The organism is Streptomyces sp. NPDC058579 (genome assembly GCF_042718575.1).
Classification (GTDB): domain Bacteria; phylum Actinomycetota; class Actinomycetes; order Streptomycetales; family Streptomycetaceae; genus Streptomyces.
The window spans coordinates 39,385-58,615 of sequence record NZ_JBHXPI010000042.1 but is presented as its reverse complement, the minus strand read 5'-3'; the positions used below and the strand labels follow the sequence as shown (position 1 = coordinate 58,615).

17 protein-coding genes and 2 tRNA genes are annotated in these 19,231 nt (G+C 72.1%); 8 read left to right on the top strand and 11 right to left on the bottom strand.

All coding sequences use genetic code 11. The features are described from left to right. The 5 genes from ACFWRO_RS31080 to ACFWRO_RS31060 all read left to right on the top strand — a co-directional run. The coding region (locus tag ACFWRO_RS31080) for an SPFH domain-containing protein (protein ID WP_384516060.1) at positions 1-1,756 on the top strand (1,756 nt) is incomplete at its 5' end. 166 nt (positions 1,757-1,922) lie between these two features. Continuing rightward, positions 1,923-2,513, top strand: coding sequence for a lytic polysaccharide monooxygenase (locus ACFWRO_RS31075; protein ID WP_384516057.1), 591 nt, complete (start codon positions 1,923-1,925; stop codon positions 2,511-2,513). Between the two features lie 25 nt (positions 2,514-2,538). Further along, the gene (locus tag ACFWRO_RS31070; protein ID WP_384516054.1) at positions 2,539-4,230 is read left to right on the top strand and encodes an AMP-binding protein; all 1,692 of its coding nucleotides are present in this window, start codon (positions 2,539-2,541) and stop codon (positions 4,228-4,230) included. Positions 4,231-4,301: 71 nt separating this feature from the next. Beyond that, positions 4,302-5,645: a sensor histidine kinase gene (locus ACFWRO_RS31065; RefSeq protein WP_384516051.1), complete on the top strand. Its 1,344-nt coding sequence runs from the start codon at positions 4,302-4,304 to the stop codon at positions 5,643-5,645. Beyond that, positions 5,534-6,238 (top strand): response regulator, encoded by a 705-nt coding sequence (locus ACFWRO_RS31060; protein ID WP_384516049.1) that lies wholly within the window; start codon positions 5,534-5,536, stop codon positions 6,236-6,238. The genes ACFWRO_RS31065 and ACFWRO_RS31060 overlap by 112 nt, the downstream gene beginning before the upstream one ends. Before the next feature lie 55 nt (positions 6,239-6,293). Here ACFWRO_RS31060 and ACFWRO_RS31055 read toward each other — a convergent pair. The 6 genes from ACFWRO_RS31055 to ehuB form a co-directional block, all read right to left on the bottom strand. After that, a tRNA-Lys gene (locus ACFWRO_RS31055) sits at positions 6,294-6,367 on the bottom strand. Between the two features lie 105 nt (positions 6,368-6,472). Then, positions 6,473-7,231 carry an IclR family transcriptional regulator gene (locus ACFWRO_RS31050; protein WP_384516046.1) on the bottom strand — a complete coding sequence of 253 codons (759 nt, stop codon included), beginning with the start codon at positions 7,229-7,231 and terminating at the stop codon, positions 6,473-6,475. Between the two features lie 167 nt (positions 7,232-7,398). Further along, positions 7,399-8,160: an ectoine/hydroxyectoine ABC transporter ATP-binding protein EhuA gene (gene ehuA, locus ACFWRO_RS31045; RefSeq protein ID WP_384516044.1), complete on the bottom strand. Its 762-nt coding sequence runs from the start codon at positions 8,158-8,160 to the stop codon at positions 7,399-7,401. Beyond that, positions 8,150-8,800 (bottom strand): ectoine/hydroxyectoine ABC transporter permease subunit EhuD, encoded by a 651-nt coding sequence (ehuD, locus tag ACFWRO_RS31040; RefSeq protein WP_384516041.1) that lies wholly within the window; start codon positions 8,798-8,800, stop codon positions 8,150-8,152. The genes ehuA and ehuD overlap by 11 nt, the downstream gene beginning before the upstream one ends. After that, a complete protein-coding gene (gene ehuC / locus ACFWRO_RS31035) occupies positions 8,797-9,456 on the bottom strand; it encodes an ectoine/hydroxyectoine ABC transporter permease subunit EhuC (protein ID WP_384516039.1) in 660 nt (219 codons plus the stop codon). The genes ehuD and ehuC overlap by 4 nt, the downstream gene beginning before the upstream one ends. Continuing rightward, on the bottom strand, positions 9,453-10,319 hold the full coding sequence (ehuB, locus tag ACFWRO_RS31030) for an ectoine/hydroxyectoine ABC transporter substrate-binding protein EhuB (RefSeq protein WP_384516037.1): 867 nt from the start codon (positions 10,317-10,319) through the stop codon (positions 9,453-9,455). The genes ehuC and ehuB overlap by 4 nt, the downstream gene beginning before the upstream one ends. 121 nt (positions 10,320-10,440) lie before the next feature. Here ehuB and ACFWRO_RS31025 point away from each other — a divergent pair, with 121 nt between their 5' ends. After that, entirely contained in the window at positions 10,441-11,508 is a 1,068-nt protein-coding gene (locus tag ACFWRO_RS31025; RefSeq protein ID WP_384516034.1) for an LLM class flavin-dependent oxidoreductase, read from the top strand. A gap of 281 nt (positions 11,509-11,789) precedes the next feature. Next, entirely contained in the window at positions 11,790-13,493 is a 1,704-nt protein-coding gene (locus ACFWRO_RS31020) for a glycosyl hydrolase family 18 protein (RefSeq protein ID WP_384516032.1), read from the top strand. 120 nt (positions 13,494-13,613) lie between these two features. On the opposite strand, the gene ACFWRO_RS31015 is transcribed toward ACFWRO_RS31020, so the two are convergent. Further along, positions 13,614-15,545, bottom strand: coding sequence for a putative bifunctional diguanylate cyclase/phosphodiesterase (locus tag ACFWRO_RS31015; RefSeq protein WP_384516030.1), 1,932 nt, complete (start codon positions 15,543-15,545; stop codon positions 13,614-13,616). Between the two features lie 354 nt (positions 15,546-15,899). On the opposite strand from ACFWRO_RS31015, the gene ACFWRO_RS31010 reads away from it, so the two are divergent. Further along, positions 15,900-17,153: a M6 family metalloprotease domain-containing protein gene (locus ACFWRO_RS31010; RefSeq protein ID WP_384516068.1), complete on the top strand. Its 1,254-nt coding sequence runs from the start codon at positions 15,900-15,902 to the stop codon at positions 17,151-17,153. Positions 17,154-17,210: 57 nt separating this feature from the next. Here ACFWRO_RS31010 and ACFWRO_RS31005 read toward each other — a convergent pair. From ACFWRO_RS31005 to ACFWRO_RS30990, 4 genes are all read right to left on the bottom strand, one after another. Next, a tRNA-Lys gene (locus tag ACFWRO_RS31005) sits at positions 17,211-17,284 on the bottom strand. Continuing rightward, positions 17,275-17,946 (bottom strand): bifunctional DNA primase/polymerase, encoded by a 672-nt coding sequence (locus ACFWRO_RS31000; RefSeq protein WP_384516027.1) that lies wholly within the window; start codon positions 17,944-17,946, stop codon positions 17,275-17,277. Before ACFWRO_RS31000 ends, ACFWRO_RS31005 begins: the two co-directional genes overlap by 10 nt. Before the next feature lie 155 nt (positions 17,947-18,101). Continuing rightward, positions 18,102-18,458 carry a hypothetical protein gene (locus ACFWRO_RS30995; RefSeq protein ID WP_384516025.1) on the bottom strand — a complete coding sequence of 119 codons (357 nt, stop codon included), beginning with the start codon at positions 18,456-18,458 and terminating at the stop codon, positions 18,102-18,104. Positions 18,459-18,576: 118 nt separating this feature from the next. Further along, positions 18,577-19,191 (bottom strand): TetR/AcrR family transcriptional regulator, encoded by a 615-nt coding sequence (locus ACFWRO_RS30990; RefSeq protein WP_384516022.1) that lies wholly within the window; start codon positions 19,189-19,191, stop codon positions 18,577-18,579. Positions 19,192-19,231 lie beyond the last annotated feature (40 nt).

Sequence of the window (19,231 nt, the reverse complement as noted above, 5' to 3'; positions counted from 1 at the left end):
CGACGCGGCTCGCGCCGACGCGGCTCGCGCCGACGCGGCTCGCGCCGACGCGGCTCGCGCCGAGAACGGCCGTCCCGGGGCTGGTGCGGTGACGGGCCGTCACGCCCCGGGCGCCCCCGGGGCCCCGGAGCTCCGGCTCCGCGTGGAGGGCGCCGTCGGCGCGACCCCGTCCGCCGCCCAGTGGGTGGCGCCCCGGCCGGGCGCGGGGCGCGGTCCGGCCGGTGAGGCCGTCGCGGCGAGCGCCCGCGCCGCCACCGACACCACCCCTCCGCCGGGCGATCCCCGCGCGGTGCGTGGTGCCGCCCCGGACGCTCCGGGCGCCGAACCCCGTACGGCAGCCACCCCCGCCACCCCCACCCCCAAGCCGTCCCCGCTCCCCACCACCCACGTCCGACCCATCTCCACCTCCACTCCCACCCCCGATCCGCGGCGGATCGTCCAGGGCAAGGTCGGGGTCGTCGCGCTCCCCGTTGCCGCCGAAACCCGCGTCCGCGCCGAATCCACCGTCACCGTCGTGCCCGTGGGTGCCGAGGCGCAGGTCCTCGCGCGGCCCCTGGTGCGGCGGAAGAACGTGATCGGGGCCGAGACCACCGGGTCGATCCCCGTGCACCTGCTCTTCCGCGAAGAGCCCGGCACCGAAGCCCGTACCGAAGCCCGTACCGACGCCCGTACCGACGCCCGCGCGCATGCCCGTTCCGGCGCCCGTACCGACGGCCGTTCCGACGCCGACCGAGGCGACGACGACGGCGGGCCCGCCACCGTCGCCATGTCCCCGCCCGCCCCGCCCGCGCCGAAGGCCACCATCCCCGCCCCCACCCGCCCCCAGGCCTCCCGCCCCGCGCCCACCGCCGACCCCAAGCTCGTCGAGCGGGAGGGGGCCGTGCTGCCCGGGTGGATCGGGGTCGTCGGCGGGGTGTTCGCGCTCGCCGCGTGCGCCGCGGTCCTCTGGTGGACCGGGGCCGTACCCGACGAGCTCGCGCGGATGCTCCGGCTGCCCCCGCAGCCGTACCAGGGCATCCACCTCGGCCAGTGGGCGCTCCTCACCCTCGGCGTCCTGGCCACCCTGTTCACCCTCGGCGGCCTGGGCCGCGGCCGGGTCGGATACGCCTTGGTCCTCACCCTCTTCGGCGAGTACCGAGGGACCGTCCGCCGTACCGGTCTCGTCTGGGTCAGCCCGCTCCTCCTGCGCCGCCGGGTCGACGTCCGCCTCCGCCACTGGCGCAGCGAGCCGCTCTCCTCGGTCGACGCCAAGGGCACCGCGCTCGATGTCGTCGTCCTCGTCGTCTGGCGCATCCGGGACACCGTCCGCGCCGCGCTCGGCGTCGACGGGCACGAGGAGTACCTGCGCGAGCAGGTCGAGGCGGCGATGGCCCGGGTCCTCTCCCAGCTCCCGGCCGACGCCTTCCACGAGGACGCCCCGACCCTGCGCGACGCGGAGGCCGTCGGCGAGGCGCTGACCCGGATGCTCTCCGCCGAGTGCGCCCCGGTCGGCATCGACGTGTTCTCGGCGCAGCCGACCCGGATCGAGTACGCCCCGGAGATCGCGCGGGCGATGCAGCGCCGCCGGATCGCCGCGATCGACGCCAAGCACCGCGACAGCGTGCTGACCTCCGTCGTGGACGCCGTGGACGACGTGGTCCACCGGCTGACCACGCGTGGTCTCGTCGAGCTGGACGACTACGAGCGCAAGGCGCTGGTCAAGGACCTGACGGTGGCGTTCTACACCGGCAGGACCGGTCCGGTGGAAGGCGCGTGACCAGTATGGACATGTTCGAGTTCCGTCAATACCTTGGTACTTGGTCTAGACCGGAATAGGCACTACCGCACAAGCGAACCACTCACACGCACCACCCACAACGCACCACCCTCCGCACGCGTGCAGCACGGCTCGGAACTCCCCCACGTTCATCAGGAGCGACAGCATGCGCAAAAAGATAGGCGTGGCGGCGGTGGCGCTCGGCGTCGCCGGCGCCTCCCTCTTCGCCACCAGCAGCGCCTCCAGCCACGGATACACCGACTCCCCGATCAGTCGTCAGAAGCTCTGCGCCAACGGCACCGTGACCAACTGCGGCGGCATCCAGTGGGAGCCGCAGTCGGTCGAGGGCCTCAAGGGCTTCCCCGGCGCCGGACCCGCCGACAGCACGATCTGTGCCGGCGGGAACTCCCGGTTCGCCGAGCTCGACGACCCGCGGGGCGGCGCCTGGCCCACCACCAGGCTCACGGCGGGCCAGAGCCACACCTTCCGCTGGCAGTTCACCGCCCGGCACAGCACCACCGACTTCAAGTACTACATCACCAAGAACGGCTGGAACGGCACCCAGAAGCTCACCCGGGCCGCCCTCGACTCGCAGCCGTTCCTCACCGTCCCGTACAACAACGCGCAGCCGCCGGCCACGCTCTCGCACGCCGGGACCATCCCGGCGGGCAAGACCGGACGCCATCTGATCCTGGCGGTCTGGACGATCGCGGACACCGGGAACGCGTTCTACGCCTGCTCGGATGTTCAGTTCTGACGTAGCGTCAGTTACGGTCCGGCGTATGACGGAAGTCCGGCGTACGACGGAACCCACCGTGGCGGAGCTCGTGCGACGGCAGTGGGGCGACCACAGGGTCGGACTGAGGGCGCGGGACACGGCCCTCAGCCATCACCAGGTCGCCGCCGGGGCCGCCGCACGGGCCGCGCTCCTCGTCGATCTGCTGCCCCGGGGTGCCGAGCCGCACCTCGGGGTACTCCTCGACAACACACCGGAATTCCCGCTCTGGCTGAGCGCGGCGGCCCTCGCGGGGGCCGCCGTCGCCGGCATCAACCCCACCCGGCGCGGCGCCGAACTGGCCCGCGACATCACCCACACCGACTGCCGCGTCCTGGTGACCCAGCGCGCGCACCTCCCCCTGCTCGACGGCCTTCCCCTGCCGGGCGTACGCGTCCTCGTCACCGACACCGACGCCTACCGGGAGCTGCTGACCCCCTACGAGGGCGCGAAACCGGGCGAGGCCGTCGTCCGCCCCGTGCGACCCGACAGCCGGATGCTGCTCTACTTCACCTCCGGCTCGACCGGCGCGCCCAAGGCGGCGATCTGCAGCCAGGGCCGGCTCGCGGCCGCCGGGCGCTCGCTCGTCGCCCAGTTCGGCGTACGCCCCGAGGACGTCCACTACGTCTGCATGCCGATGTTCCACGGCAACGCGGTCATCGCGGACTGGGCCCCTGCGCTCGCCGCCGGCGCGTCCGTGGCACTGCGGGACCGTTTCTCCGCTTCCGGCTTCCTGTCGGACGTACGGGAGTTCGGCGCGACCTACTTCACGTACGTCGGCCGGGCCGTCCAGTACCTGCTGGCCACCCCGCCCCACCCGGACGACCGCGCGCACCCGCTGCGGCTCGGCTTCGGTACGGAGGCGGGGGCGGTGGACGCGGCCCGGTTCGAGGCCCGCTTCGGGGCCCGGCTCGTCGAGGGCTACGGCTCCTCGGAGGGCGGCGCGGCGATCCCGCGGACCCCGTCGACCCCGGCAGGCGCGATCGGGCGGGCCGCGCCGGGCGACGACCTGGCGGTGGTGGACCCGGCGACGGGGGAGGAGTGCGCGCCCGCCGTCCTCTCGCCCGAGGGCCGGCTCCTCAACGCCTCCGCCGCGATCGGCGAGCTCGTCAACCGGGGCCGGAACCCCTTCGAGGGCTACTGGCGCAACCCCGAGGCGGAGGCCGCGCGGCTGCGCGACGGCTGGTACTGGACCGGCGACCTCTTCTACCGGGACGCCGACGGCTTCCTCTACTTCGCGGGGCGCACCGACGACCGGCTGCGGGTCGACAGCGAGAACCTCGCGGCGGCCGTGATCGAGCAGATCCTCTCCCGCTGGGAGCGGGCGGCGGGCGTCGCCGTCTACGCGATACCCGACCCCGTCGCGGGGGACCAGGTGATGACGGCCATCGCCCTGCGCGAGGGCGCTGCCTTCGACCCGGCGGCGTTCGCGGAGTTCCTCGCCGCCCAGCCGGACCTGGGCACGAAGATGCCGCCCCGCTTCGTACGGATCGTCCCGAGGCTTCCGCTGACCGCCACCAACAAGATCCACCGCGTGGGCCTGCGCCGGGAGTCCTTCCTCTGTACGGACCCGGTCTGGTGGCGCCCGGCGCCGGGCGACCCGTACACGCCCCTGACCCCGGAGGCGCTCACCGGCCTCCGGGCCGCGTACGAGTCCCATGACCGCTCGCCCCAAGGCCCCGGCGGCAGCGGGGGGTAGGGCCAGGCCTACCTCCGTACACCCACCAGACCGATGGCCGCGCCCGGTGGCCCCCGCCTACCGTGAACCCCATGACGCCCCGAACCCCCTGGCAGGCCCTCACCCGGGCCCGGTATCCGCGGACCGGCTGGCCCTGGCGGTCCGCCGGTTACCTGGCGACCGGGGTGGCGACCGGCGTGGCCGCGCTGCTCGTCCTCGTGGTGCTCGTCGCCTTCTCGCTGGTCCTGGTCGGGCTTCCGCTGCTGCTCCTCGCCGGGGTCGCCCTCGGCGGCCTCGAACGCCGGCGGCTCCGGCTCGTCGATCTCGATCCGGCCGCCGACCCGCACCGGGTCCCCGACGCCCCCGGGCTCGGGGCCTGGCTCCGGGTCCGCGTCCGGGAGCAGGCGACCTGGCGGGAGTTCGCGTACGCCGTCCTGCACGCCACCGTCCTGTGGCCGCTCGACCTGATCGTCCTCGCGGTCGCCCTCGGGCTGCCCGCCGCGCTCATGGCCACGCCCCTCCAGCTCGCCGCCGACGGCCACGAGGCCAAGGTCGTCAAGACCGTCCTGGTCACCTCGTATCCGCAGGCCTTCGCCGCCGCCCTTCTCGGGGCGGTGCTCCTCGTTGCCCTCCTCTACCCGCTGGGCGCGCTCGCCGGGGCCCGCGCCGCGCTGAGCCGGGCCCTGCTCGCGCCCCGCGAGGCCGAGCTGCGCGAGCGGATCGGCGAGGTCACCGCCTCCCGGGCCCGGCTCGTCGACGCCTTCGAGGCCGAGCGGCGACGGATCGAACGCGACCTCCACGACGGCGCCCAGCAGCGCCTGGTCGCCCTCGCCATGACCCTGGGGATCGCCCGGCTCGACGTCCCGCCCGGGCCGCTCGCCGACCAGCTCGCCAGGGCCCACGACGAGGCCGGCCGGGTCCTGACCGAGCTGCGCGAGCTCATCCACGGCATCCACCCGCAGGTCCTCGCCGACTACGGCCTCGGCGCGGCCCTCACCGACGCCGCCGACCGCTCGGCCGTCCCCGTCACCACCGACGTCGACCTGCCCCGGCTGCCCACGGCCGTGGAGAGCGCCGGCTACTTCGCCGTCTGCGAGGCCCTCGCCAACGTCGGCCGGCACAGCGGCGCCACCCGCGCGACCGTCACCGCCCGGTACGGAGACGGCTCGCTGATCGTGAGCGTCGAGGACGACGGGCGCGGCGGGGCCGACCCGGGCCGCGGCACCGGGCTCACCGGACTCGCCGACCGGCTCGCCGTCCTCGATGGCACACTGACGATCATGAGCCCCCCGGGTGGGCCGACCGTCCTACGAGTGGAGATCCCGTGCCGACCGCTGCCCGAGACGGAGACAGGGACCGAGACAGGGGCCGAGACCGAGACCGGGCCCTCCGGGTCGTCCTCGCCGAGGACAGCGTCCTCCTCCGCGAGGGCCTGATCGGGCTGCTCGCCCGTTTCGGCCACGAGGTCGTCGCCGCCGTCGGCGACGCGGACGGCCTGCGCGCGGCGGTCACCGCGCACGATCCGGACATCGTCGTCACCGACGTCCGGATGCCGCCCGGCTTCCAGGACGAGGGGCTCCGCGCCGCCGTCGCCCTGCGCGCCGAACGCCCGGGCCTGCCCGTCCTCGTCCTGAGCCAGTACGTGCAGCGGACCTACGCCGCCGACCTCTTGGACGCGGGCGACGGCACCGGGGTCGGCTATCTCCTCAAGGACCGGGTCGGCCAGGTCGAGGAGTTCCTGGACGCCCTGGTCCGGGTCGCCGACGGCGGCACGGTCGTGGACCCGGAGGTCGTACGGCAGCTGCTGCGCCGCCGCCGCGATCCGCTGGCGGCGCTGACCCCGCGCGAGCGCGAGGTCCTCGGACTGGTCGCCGAGGGGCTTTCCAACGGGGAGATCGCCCGCCGGCTCGTCGTCACGGAGGCGGCCGTGGGCAAGCACATCGGCAACATCCTGGGGAAGCTGGACCTGCCGCCCGCGCAGGAGACCCACCGCCGGGTCCTGGCGGTCCTCACCTACCTCAGGGCGTGAGATTCCTCGGGACACGAAGAAGCCCCCCGCTTCCGCGAGGGGCTTCTTCCGTCTGTGCGCCGCCAGGGACTCGAACCCCGGACCCGCTGATTAAGAGTCAGCTGCTCTAACCAACTGAGCTAGCGGCGCCTGCTGACAGAGAAAATACTACCTGGTCCTCGGGGATGGTTCTGACCACCGCTCCTGAGGACCGGGTCACCCGGCTCCGATCCGCTCTGTCCGGCGCTGACCTGCTCAGATCGCCAGGGAGAGCACCACCGGAGCCGCTCTGCGGTTCAGCGTGTCGGCCGCCGAGCGCAACCGGTGGGCGTGCTCGATCGGCAGCGAGAGAGCCAGGCAGCCCACGGCCGCGCCGGCCGTCAGCGGCACCGCCGCGCAGACCGTGCCCACCGCGTACTCCTGGAGGTCGAGCATCGGGACCGTCGGCGGCTGGCTGTCCAGCTTGGAGAAGAGCACCTTCTCGTTGGTGATCGTCCGGGAGGTGAGCCGGGCGATCTTGTGGCGCGAGAGGTGGTCCCTGCGGCCGTTCTGGTCCAGCTGGGTCAGCAGGCACTTGCCGACCGCGCTGGCGTGCGCGGCCGAGCGGAAGTCCACCCACTCGTTGACCTTGGGCGTGTGCGGCCCGTCGGCGAACTGGGTGATCTTCACCTCGCCGTCGATGTACCGGCTGATGTACACCGCCGCGCCGACGGAGTCGCGCAGTTCGGTCAGCGTCTCCTGGAGCTTGCCCTCCAGTGCCTCGCGGCGGGTGAGGCCGGAGCCCAGGAGGACCAGGGAGTCGCCGATCACATAGGCGCCGTCGGCGACCTGCTCGACGTACCCCTCGCGTCGGAGCATGAGCAGCAGAGAGGACAGATGGGCGACGGGCAGACCGGTCTCACGAGCGATCTGGACGTCCGTCACCCCGCCACCGTGCCGTGAGACCGTCTCAAGGACGCGCAGGGCGTATTGCACCGAGTGGAACGGCGCAGTGGGCTCGGGCTTCAGCGCCACGGTTTCCCCCTACCAGGTTGTGACCGCAAGCTTCCGTACCACGATAGCCGTCAAGCTCCCTTTTCGGGGCGGCTGTTGGCGAGATTGATGCGGCGCCCCAGCGCCGTACGCTGGGGCGCATCACCTTGGCATATGCCATAGTCAAAGAACCTTACGAGAGCCTCAGGTCAGAGCACCGCGCCGAGAAACTCGCGAGTACGCGCGTGCTCCGGAGCCGAGAAGATTTTTTCCGGAGAACCGGACTCGATCACCCGTCCCGCGTCGAACATCAGGACCTCGTCCGAGATGTCCCGGGCGAAATTCATCTCGTGCGTCACACAGATCATGGTGATGTCCGTCGTCGACGCGATCTCCCGGAGCAGATCGAGGACGCCGGCCACCAGCTCCGGGTCGAGCGCGGACGTCACCTCGTCGAGCAGGAGCACCTTCGGCTCCATCGCGAGCGCCCGCGCGATCGCGACCCGCTGCTGCTGCCCGCCGGACAACTGCGCGGGCCTGGCCTCGCACTTGTCCGCCAGACCCACCATGTCGAGCAGCTCCCGGCCGCGCGCCTCGGCCTCCTCGCGGCTCTTCCCGAGCGTCCGGACCGGCGCCTCGGTGATGTTGCGCAGGACGGACATGTGGGGGAAGAGGTTGAAGTGCTGGAAGACCATCCCGATCTTCTTCCGCACCTCGCGCCGGTGCTTCTCGTCGGCCGGGTAGAGCTTCCCGCCGTTGACCCGGACGGTCCCGGCGTCGGGCTTCTCCAAGGTCATCAGGAGCCGCAGGATCGTCGTCTTACCGGAACCGGAGGGTCCGATCAGCGTGACGTGCTTGCCCGTACGGACCGAGAAGTTGAGATCGTCGAGGACCGTCTGGTCCCCGAATCGCTTGGTGACGTTCTCGAAGCGGATGAGGTCGTGAGCGGGTTCGTTGGCTTCAGTGGGCAAGGCGGCGCTCCAGAGTGCGGACGAGGAGGGAAGCGGGATACGCGATCAGGACAAAGGCCACCCCGACCACCGTGAGCGGCTCGGTGTACTGGAAGGTGGCGGCGGACTCGAGCCGGGTCTGCTGGAGGAGTTCGAGGACACCGATTCCGGCCAGGATCGGGGTGTCCTTCAGCATCGCGATGACGTAGTTGCCGAGCGCGGGCGTGATCCGGCGCAGGGCCTGCGGCAGGATCACCGTCAGCCAGGTCCGGTGGCGCGGCAGGCTCAGCGCCTTCGCCGCCTCCCACTGCCCGGCCGGTACGGCGTCGATGCCGGCCCGGTAGACCTGCGCGGTGTACGTCGAGTAGTGCAGCCCGATCGCGAGCGTGCCCGTGGTCAGCGCGGAGAACTGCACGCCCCACTCGGGCAGTACGAAGAAGAGGAAGAAGAGCTGCACGAGCAGGGGAGTCGTACGGACGAACTCGGTCACCGCGTGCACCGGCCAGCGCACGAACCGGCTGCGGGCCCGGAAGCCGAGCGCCCAGACCAGGCCGAGCGAGAACGAGATCAGCGAGCCGAGCACCAGGACCTGCAGGGTGACGAGCACCCCGTCCCAGAAGCGCGGCAGGAAGTCCACCACCGCGGACCAGTCCCAGTTCACTTGACCACCACCCCCAGGTTCGCCTTGGTGCGCCGCTCCAGCGCCTTCATGGAGCGGGTGATCGCGAGCGCGATCACGAAGTACACGAGCAGGGTGACCGTGTAGATCCCGCCGCTCTCCTGGGTCGCGAGCCGCACCAGGTACGCGGCGAAGGAGACGTCCCCGACGCCGAGCAGCGAGACCAGGGCGGTGCCCTTGAGCAGCTCGACCAGCAGGTTGCAGAAGGACGGGATCATCTCGGGCACGGCCTGCGGGAGCAGCACGAGCCGGAGCCGCTGCCAGGGCGTGAGGCTGAGCGCGACCCCCGCCTCGCGCTGCGCGTCGGGTACGGCGTTCAGGGCGCCGCGCACGATCTCGGCGCCGTACGCCCCGTAGGAGAGGCCGAGCGCGAGGATCGCCGCCCACATCGGGACGAGCTGCCAGCCGACCAGCGGCGGCAGGACGAAGAACAGCCAGAACATCAGGATCAGCGCGGACGTGCCGCGGAAGACCTCGGTGTAGAGCCCGGCCAGGAAGCGGACGGCGCGGGAGCGGTGCGTACGGGCGGTGCCGACGGCGAAGGCGACCACGGCGGCGAGCGCGGTGGAGGCGATCAGGAGCTGGAGGGTGATCCAGATGCCGGGCAGGACCCAGTTCTGCCAGAGTCCGGCGGTCATCGGCACAGCTCCTCGGCGGTCAGCGTGGTCATCTCGGCCTCGGTGAAGCCGAAGCGCCGCAGGATCCGGAAGAGTTCGCCGCTCTTCTTCATACGGTGCAGCTCGGTGTTGAAGGCGTCCCGCAGGGCGGTGTCGGTGGGGCGGAAGGCGAAGCCGCCGCCGTCGACCTTCCGCCTGCCGTCGACGACGGCGGCGAAGGGCGCGGTGGCCTCGGCCTTGGCGGACTTGCGGACCACCGAGCGGGCGGTGAGCGCGGTGCCGGCGAAGACGTCGACGCGGCCGGACTCGACCGCGTTCAGGCCGGCGACCTGGTCCTGGAGGATCACGATGTTCTTCTCCGGGTAGCCGGCGGCGACCGCGTAGGCGATCTCGGCGTACCCGCTGCCGGTCGCGAAGCGGGCCTCGGCGCGCACCACGTCCTCGTACGAGCGGAGGTTCTTCGGGTTGCCCTTGCGGACGATGAAGGAGTCGAGCATCTGGTACTCGGGGTCGGCGAAGAGGACCCGCTCGCAGCGCTCCTTGTTGATGTACATCCCGGCCGAGACGACGTCGAACTGCTGCGAGCCGAGCCCGGGGATGAGCGAGGCGAAGTCGGTGGCGACCGGCTGGACGTCCGGGACGCCGAGCCGCCCGAAGATCACCCGGGCCAGCTCGGGGGCCTCGCCGGTGAAGGCGCCCTGCTCGTCGACATAGCCGTACGGCACCTCGCCCGCGATGCCGAGGCGGACGGTGCCCTGGGATCTGAGCCGGCCGAGGGTGTCACCGGAGGCGACCCGGGCGCACCCGGCCGCCGCGGTCGTCGCGGCGGCCGCCGTTCCCCACAGCACCGTCCGCCGTCGTATCTGGTTCGTTGATCGAGGCATGGGCGCGCGGCTACCCGAAGCCGAACGGGTCAATCCTGCGGAATAACCGGAGACCGCCTCCTGTTCTGGTCCTGAGTACGTACGTCATGAGGTACGTCATGAGCAGAAGGGTCGGCACACGGTGAGCGACGCGATTCGGGGCACGGCACACGGGGACTCGCCCGTACCGCTGTCCGTACTGGACCTGGTGACCGTCGGCAGCGGCCGGACCGCGAGCCAGGCGCTGGCCACCAGCGTCGAGATCAGCAAGCTCGCCGAGCGCCGCGGCTACCACCGGCACTGGGTCGCCGAGCACCACTCGATGCCCGGCGTCGCCTCCTCCTCGCCCGCCGTGATCCTCGCCCACCTCGCCGCCCACACCCGCCGCATCCGGCTCGGCTCGGGCGGCGTCATGCTGCCCAACCACGCCCCGCTGGTGATCGCCGAGCAGTTCGGCACGCTGGAGGCCTTCGCCCCCGGCCGGGTCGACCTCGGCCTCGGCCGCGCGCCCGGCACCGACGGCTCCACGGCCGCCGCGCTCCGTCGGACCAGGACCCTGAACGAGGGCGCGGACGACTTTCCGCAGCAACTGGCCGAGCTGACCCGGTTCCTGGACGACGACTTCCCGGACGGACACCCGTACTCCCGCATCCACGCCGTGCCCGGGCCGGTGCAGGGCCCCAAGGGGCGGCCGCCGATCTGGCTGTTGGGCTCCTCCGGCTTCAGTGCGCGCCTCGCCGGCACGCTCGGGCTGCCCTTCGCCTTCGCCCACCACTTCTCCGCCCAGAACACGATCCCGGCGCTCGACCTCTACCGGGACTCCTTCCGCCCCTCGGCGGTCCTCGACGCGCCGTACGCGCTCATCGGCGTCGCCGCGCTGGCCAACGAGGACGCCAAGGAGGCCCGCCGCCAGGTCCTCACGGGCGCCCTGTCGATGCTGCGGCTGCGCACGGGCCGGCCCGGTCTGATCCCGACGCCCGAGGAGGCGGAGGCGTACCCCTTCAGCCCGACCGAGCAGGAGTTCGTGGACAGCTGGCTCGCCAACATCGTGCACGGCACGCCGGACGAGGTACGGACCGGTCTGGACGATCTGCGCAAGCGCACCGGGGCCGACGAGCTGATGATCACGGCCAACGCGCACGGCGGCGATGTCCGGCTGCGGAGCTACGAGTTGATCGCCGACGCGTACGGGATGCCGGATCTCGGCTGACGTCCCGAGGCGCCTCCGGCGCGCCGCGCGGCCGATTTCCTTGGCCGGCTGGTTCGGTCCGGAACCGTCGACTCCGTTCCCATAAAGGAACCTTAAACCGCTCGTCACCCATGGTGGCGGGCGGTTCGTCTTTGTGCTGCACGGCTCTGACAAGGGTTTTCTCCCGCCAATTGGTCTAGTCCTTAATCTGGTTCAGACCATTGACGCGCTGTTCACGCAGCGGCTATCAATTCTCCAACCGCCGTACCACGTACCCCTCGTATCCCCCTCGGAGGCCGCACGTGCACCCCCGTAAGCCCTTGATAGCCGCGCTCGTGAGCACGGCCCTCGCCGCAGGCGCGCTCGCCGCGACCGTCGGCATCGGCTCCGCCTCGGCAGCCGGCTCCGCCACCACCGCCACGGCGGCCGCCGACGGCAACGTCCGCATCGCGTACTACGACCAGTGGAGCGTGTACGGGAACGCCTTCTACCCCAAGCACCTCGACACCCGGGGCATCGCGGGCAAGCTGGACATCATCAACTACTCGTTCGGCAACATCCACCCCACCGAACTCACCTGTTTCGAGGCCAACAAGGCCGCGGGTGACGACAACAACCCCAACGCGGGTGACGGTGCGGGCGACTCCTACGCCGACTACCAGAAGTCCTTCGGCGCGGCCGACAGCGTGGACGGCGTCGCCGACACCTGGAACCAGCCGATCGTGGGCGTCTTCAACCAGTTCAAGGAGCTGAAGGCGAAGTACCCCCACCTGAAGATCAACATCTCGCTCGGTGGCTGGACGTACTCCAAGTTCTTCCACGACGCGGCGAAGACCGACGCCAGCCGCAAGAAGCTGGTCTCGTCCTGCGTCGACCAGTACCTCAAGGGCAACCTCCCGGTCGAGGGCGGCTTCGGCGGGCCCGGCACCGCCGCCGGCATCTTCGACGGCATCGACATCGACTGGGAGTACCCCGGCTCCGCCAACGGCCACCTCGGCAACCACTACGGCCCCGAGGACAAGCAGAACTTCACGCTCCTGCTCGCCGAGTTCCGCAAGCAGCTCGACGCGTACGGCGCGGCCAACGGCGGCAAGAAGTACATGCTGACCGCGGCTCTCCCGGCCGGTCAGGACAAGATCAAGTACATCGAGACGGACAAGATCGGCGCGTACCTCGACTACGCGAACATCATGACGTACGACATGCACGGCGCCTGGGACGGCGACGGGCCGACGTACCACCAGTCCCCGCTCTACTCCGGCTCGAACGACCCGACCGACCCCATCGCGCCGGGCACCGAGAAGTACTCGATCGACAACGCGATCGACTCCTGGATCGACGGCAAGCCGGCCTACGGCATCGCCGGCGGCTTCCCGGCCAACAAGCTGACGCTCGGCTACGAGTTCTACTACCGCGGCTGGAAGGGCGTCCCGGCGGGCTCCGCCAACGGCCTCGCCCAGTCCGCGACCGGCGGCTCCAACGCCCGCCCGCTCAGCCAGCAGGCCGGCATCGCCCACTACAAGGAGCTCGGCGGCGTCGTCGACAACGCGGCGAGCACCTTCTGGGACGACCAGGCCAAGTCCTCGTACTTCTACAAGGACGGCGAGTTCTTCACCGGCCTGAACCAGAAGTCGATCCAGGCCCGGGTGGACTACGGCAAGCAGCGTGGCCTGGCCGGCGCGATGATGTACTCGCTCCTCGGCCTGGACAACAACATCACCCTGCTGAACCAGATCAGCGACGCCCTCGGCGGCACCACCGTCCCGCCGACCACGCCGCCCACCACCCCGCCCACGACGCCTCCGACCACCCCGCCCACGACCCCGCCGACCACGCCGCCCACCGGCTGCGGCTCGGTCCCGGCGTACGTCGCAGGCACGGTCTACACCGGCGGCACCGTCGTCTCCCACGGCGGCCGCAAGTGGCTCGCCCAGTGGTGGACGCAGAACGAGACGCCGGGCACGACCGGCGAGTGGGGCGTCTGGAAGGACCAGGGCGCCTGCTAGCACCCCGCTGAACCACCCATGAACCGCTGCCCCCGCCCGGAATGTCCCTCCGGCCGGGGGCAGTTCCATGCCCGGCCGCTGTAGGTCCTGCCAGGACGCGACAGGTCCCGCCGCGCGCCGTCAGACCGCTAGCGGCGAGGCCCCGATCAACTCCGCGATACGGTCCGGGGACACCGCCCGCGAGTAAAGCCAGCCCTGCCCGGTGTCACAGCCGATCCGCCGCAGCCGGGTCGCCTGCCCCGAGGTCTCCACGCACTCGGCGGTGACCGTCAGACCGAGCCGGTGCGCCAGCTGGACCAGCGCCTCCACGATCAGCTCGTCCGCCGGATTGGCGTGCGCCTCGTCCTGGAAGCCGCGGACGAACGACCCGTCGAGCTTGAGGACCGAGACCGGGAGCCGGCTCAGATACGCCAGGTTCGAATAGCCGGTGCCGAAGTCGTCGATGGCGATCCGCACACCCATGTCGCTCAGCGCCTGGAGCGCCTGGAGCGGCCGGCCCGCCGAGCCCATCACCGCCGACTCGGTCAGCTCCAACTGCAGCAGATGCGGCGCGAGTCCGGTCTCCGCGAGGATGCCCGCCACGTCCGCCACCAGGTCGGAGTCCCAGACCTGCCGTACGGCCACGTTGACGCTCACGAACAGCGGCCGTTCGCGCGGATGGTCCTTCTGCCACTGCCGCGCCTGCCGGCACGCGGTCCGCAGCACCCACCGCCCGAGCTCGACGATCGACCCGTCCTCCTCGGCGATCCCGACGAACCGATTCGGCGCGAGCGTGCCGAACTGCGGGTGGTTCCAGCGCACCAGCGCCTCCACTCCGCGCACCGCGCCGTCCGCGAGCCCGACCAGCGGCTGGTACTCCAGGCCGAACTCCCCGCGCTCCACGGCGGGTCGGAGCGTGGAGGAGAGCGCCTGCCGGGTCATCCGGTGGGCGTTGCGCTCGGGGTCGAAGAGCGTCCAGCGGGCCTTGCCGTCGGCCTTCGCCCAGTACAGCGTGGTGTCGGCGGCCTGCATCAGACCCGTCGCGGTCGTCCCGCGCGCGCCCCGCTCCACCACCCCGATCGAGGCCGAGACGGAGAGCCGCTGCCCGGCCAGGTCGAAGGGCTGCTGGAGCGCCGAGAGCACCGACTGGGCCAGATCCGCGAGCTGTTCGGTCCCCGTGGAGTCCTCGACGAGGATCGCGAACTCGTCGCCGCCCAGCCGCGCGACCAGGTGCCCGCCGCTCCTGGTGTACCCGTCGTTGTCCGCGCACTCCGTCAACCGGGCGGCCACGGCGGCGAGCAGGCGGTCCCCGACGCGGTGGCCGAGGGTGTCGTTGACCGCCTTGAAGCCGTCGAGATCGAGGTAGCAGAGACCGATCCGCCCTGTTCCGCCATGCCCGTACGACTCGTACGAAGATCGGAACTCGCCGGACTCGTCGTCCTGTCCCGCGGCCGCCTCCAGGGCGGCCGAGAGCCGCTCGAAGAACAGGGTCCGGTTGGGCAGCCGGGTCACCGGGTCGTGCATCTGCAGGTGGCGCAGCCGGGCCTGGAGCTCGCGCCGGTCGCTGATGTCCGCGATGGAGAGCAGGACGCGGCGGCTGTCGGGCACGGGCGAGACGGTGACCTCGGCCCAGAGCGAGCGCCCGTCGGGGTGCTTGAGCCGGCGTGTGCAACGGAAGCGCGAGCGGCGGCCGCGCAGCACCTCGCGGTACGCGTGCCAGGTGCGGCCGTCCGAGGCGAGGTCGACGAGGTCGGCGGCGGCCTGCTCGCGGAGCGCGGCGCCCTCGGTGCCGAAGAGGGTGCCGAGGGCGTCGTTGGCGGAGACGACGAGACCGTCCTGGTCGACGACGGCCATGGCGAGCTGCGCGGCGCGGAAGGCGGCGCGGTAGTCGCGGAGTTCGGCGTCGCAGGGGTGGGCGGGCGCGCCGTCGGGGCGATCGGGCTCGGGGTGGCCTTCGGGGTGCGCGTCCGGGTGGCCGTCCGGGTGTTCGTGGTGACGCTCCGTGATCGCCGGCGCGGGCTCCCGTGCGACTGAGAGCCGGGTGTGCACCGGTCCTTCGGGGGTTCCGCTCACCGCTCGCTCCCGTTGTGCAGTCGGGCCGTACAGACGTGGTCGGGATGGTCGGCCAAGGAAAGTGTGCCGATCATAGAGGCACGCCCGGGGGCCGTTCCAGCTTCATGGGCGGCCGGCGGCCCGGTGGACGCCCCGAGCCGCCCCCCGACGCGACCCGGCCGATCGTTTCTGCGCGGGTCTGACGCGGGACGGCGGGGGCCTGACCGATTGTGACGTTCCGTGAGCCGTTGAGGGCGCGTGTCGCGTCGACCCCGTGTCGCGCGCTCACCCGACTGGGGCAGCGGAAAAGTGCGAAACACCGCAAACCATCACAAGGTGGTTGAGGTGTCCCGCATTCCGCAGCCGGAGGTCCACGTGAGGGGTCAGCAGCCACCCGAGGGAGTGGACCGCGCACGGCTTCGTGCCTCCGCCGCGGCCTTCACCTCCCTCGTGGCGCTCGCCGCGACCGGGCTCGTGGCGGGCCCCGCCGTGGGCGCCGCGGCGGCGGGCCCGTGCGCCCTGCCCCGTACCGCCGCGCACCACTCGCTCGGCCTCGACACCTGGAACGGCGCGTACCCGAAGCCGGTCCGCTCCCTCGACGCGGTCATGGTCTTCCTGTCGTTCCCCGACTCCGAGCCGCTGACCACGACCGAGGAGCTGGCCGCCGACCACTTCCCCGGTACGAGCGAGTTCTTCCGGAGCGCCTCGTACGGCCGCTTCGCGCTGCGCGCGGACACCCGGGCGGAGTGGACCGAGATGCCGAAGGCGTCGACGGCGTACGCCATACGGCGTGACTGGGACGCGGCGAAGCGGACGGAGTATCTGCGCGACGCGCTGGCGGCGGCGGACGACAAGGTCGACTTCGCGCGGTACGACATCGTCTATCTGGTCGCCGACCCCGACGCCCCGGGGGTGGACTCCGACGCCACCAAGGTGGTGAACCTGGAGCGGCCGCTCACGATGGACGGCAAGGAGATCGAGCGGGTCGTCACCGTCTTCGAGCGGCACCCGCCGGACCGCAACGTCCTCGCGCACGAGACCGGGCACGTCTTCGACCTGCCGGACCTCTACCACCGGCCCGTGGACGGCAAGGGCGACTGGGACACCCATGTGGGGGACTGGGACGTCATGGGCAGCCAGTTCGGCCTCGCCCCGGAGCCCTTCGGCTGGCACAAGTGGAAGCTGGGCTGGCTCGACCGGCGCCAGGTGACCTGTGTCCAGGGGCCGGGCAGTCGGCTCTTGAGCCTGGAGCCGCTGGCGGCGGCGCCGGTGGCCGGCGGCTCGCTCGGCAACCGGCTCGTGGTCGTCCGTACGGGCGTGGGGACCGCGCTCGCGATCGAGGCGCGCGGCGCCACCGGCAACGACCGGGACACCTGCGCGGAGGGCGTGCTGATCTACCGCGTACGGAACGAGGCGGCGTCCGGCGACGGCCCGATCGAGGTCGTGGACACCCATCCGCGCACCGAGGCCTGCTGGGACCGTTCGGTGTACCCGCCGCTCGCGGACGCGCCGCTGGGCGTGGGCGAGACGTTCACGGTGCCGGGCGAGGGCACGCGGGTGGAGGTCGCGGACCGGACGGCGGCGGGGGCGTGGACGGTGAAGGTGACGGTGCCGCCGACGTCGTCGTAGTGAGGTCAGGGCACGACAAGAAGGCCCCCCGCTTGCGCGAGGGGCCTTCTTCGTCTGTGCGCCGCCAGGGACTCGAACCCCGGACCCGCTGATTAAGAGTCAGCTGCTCTAACCAACTGAGCTAGCGGCGCTTGCTGACGTCGTAGACCTTAGCACCCTGATCGGCGCCAGGAAAAATCGAAATACGCACGTCGGCGGCGGAGGCCGCGCGGACCGCGCGGACGCAGGCCCAGAGCATGACCTCGGGGCCCGGCAGCCAGGGGTGCCGGGTGTCGGGGGCGACGACCCAGCGGGGGCCGGTGGCCGGGGCGGGAGTGAGCGGGGGGATCGTCACGGCGTCCCCGAGGCCGTGGCAGAGCGGGGGCGGGACGGAGTCGCCCCACTCCTCCCAGTGCAGCAGGGCCGGTAACCGCTGGGCGGTGCCGGGCGCGGCGAAGAGCAGCATCCGGCCCCGGTGGACGGCGACGGGCCCGGAGCCGGGGCCCTCGGCCCAGAGCTGGTCGAGCATCCGGCGGCCGAAGATGCTGTCCACGTTGACGACGTCGAAGACCGCCCCGCAGGGCAGGACGGCGGGGGCGGCGGGCCGGCCCTCCCAGAGTGCGAGCGTGGAGCGCGGGAACGCGGCGGCGGAGGCGAGCCAGTCGGCACCGGCGGCGGTGACATGGGCGGAGTGGTGGCGCCGCTCGTCGGGGTCCCGGAGGAACCGGAAGATGTCCTGCCGCTCGCTCCGCCGCTCGTCGGTGTCGCTCTGGGCGGGGCTCAGCGGGGTCTCGTCTCGTAGCCATGCACTCATGACCCAAGATCTACCGGCAGTGACGGAACTGTTTCCCAGTGTTGCCAAAAACCCGGACAGGGCACGTGCCGGGGGAGTATCTTTCGCCCCGGCATATGCCAGACGAGTCAGTGGCCGGACGAGCCAGTGACCGGACGAGCCAGTTGTCAGGCGAGTCAGTCGTCGGTCGGTGTCCCGCCGGCGCGGAGCAGATCCCGCCCGAAGTCGATCATGCGGCGGGCGTAGTCCTCGGTCCACTCCGCCCGCTCGGCGACGTCCGCCGCCGTCAGCCGGTCGAAGCGGCGCGGGTCGGCCAGCTGGGCCGCCGCCATCGCCTGGAACTCGATCGCCCGGTCCGTCGCCGCGCGGAACGCGAGCGTCAGCTCGGTCGCGCGCGCCAGCAGCTCGCGGGGGTCGTCGAGCGACTCCAGGTCGAAGAAGTGCTCCGGGTCCGCGGTCGCCTCGGCGGGCTCGAAGACCAGCGGCGCCGGCCGGAGCCGCCGTTGCCCGTTCCGCTCCGCGGATTCCGCCATGGTCCTTCTCCTCCTCGCACACACACGGCCCGGACTCCCGGGCCTCCTTCCATTGTCCCGCGCCGCGCAAGAGGGCGCGGCGCGGGGCGGATGCGGGTGCGGCCCGCGGCGGGCGCGATCAGCCGTCGAGGCCGCGCAGGTACACCGCGAGTCCGCCGAAGAACTCACGTTCGGCGTCGACCCCGGGCGCGTCCCGGGCCGCCTCGGTCATGAACGGGAAGCGCTCGTGCGGCAGCTCGGCGATGGCGCTCGTGCCCGCGCCGGCGAGGGAGCCCAGGTGTTCGAGCTGGATGGCGCCGACGACGTACGCGATGAGGCCGCGCAGGGCGACGACCCGACGCTCGCCCTCGATGCCCGCCTCGGCGAGGAGCCCGAGGACCGACTCCGACCAGCGCAACAGCCCGGGCAGCCGGTGCCGGTGGCCGACGGTCAGCGGAACGGCGGCCGGGTGCTCGATCGCGCTCGCGCGGAGCCGGGCGACCATGACGACGACCCGGTCCCGCCAGGGCGGTCCCGCGGGGGGCGGGGTCGGGTCGACGGAGCTCAGGACCCGCTCGGCGACGAGGCCCTCCAACTCGTCGCGGTCGGCGACGTACCGGTAGAGCCCCATGGTGCTCATGCCGAGTTCCTTGGCGACCGTGCGCATCGACAGGCCGGGGAGCCCGTCGCGGTCGATGACGGCGAGGGCGGCGGCGGCCAGGTGGTCCGGGGTGAGGGAGCGGGGGCGCGGCATGGGTTGACAGCGTACGCCATACGCCTATGGTGTTAAGAGT

Coding starts and splice junctions, on each gene's coding strand:
- ACFWRO_RS31065 (WP_384516051.1), top strand. CDS start 4,302: ATGACGCCCCGAACCCCCTGGCAGGCCCTCACCCGGGCCCGGTATCCG.
- ACFWRO_RS31075 (WP_384516057.1), top strand. CDS start 1,923: ATGCGCAAAAAGATAGGCGTGGCGGCGGTGGCGCTCGGCGTCGCCGGC.
- ACFWRO_RS31070 (WP_384516054.1), top strand. CDS start 2,539: ATGACGGAAGTCCGGCGTACGACGGAACCCACCGTGGCGGAGCTCGTG.
- ehuC (WP_384516039.1), bottom strand. CDS start 9,456: ATGACCGCCGGACTCTGGCAGAACTGGGTCCTGCCCGGCATCTGGATC.
- ACFWRO_RS31000 (WP_384516027.1), bottom strand. CDS start 17,946: ATGAGTGCATGGCTACGAGACGAGACCCCGCTGAGCCCCGCCCAGAGC.
- ehuB (WP_384516037.1), bottom strand. CDS start 10,319: ATGCCTCGATCAACGAACCAGATACGACGGCGGACGGTGCTGTGGGGA.
- ACFWRO_RS30995 (WP_384516025.1), bottom strand. CDS start 18,458: ATGGCGGAATCCGCGGAGCGGAACGGGCAACGGCGGCTCCGGCCGGCG.
- ACFWRO_RS30990 (WP_384516022.1), bottom strand. CDS start 19,191: ATGCCGCGCCCCCGCTCCCTCACCCCGGACCACCTGGCCGCCGCCGCC.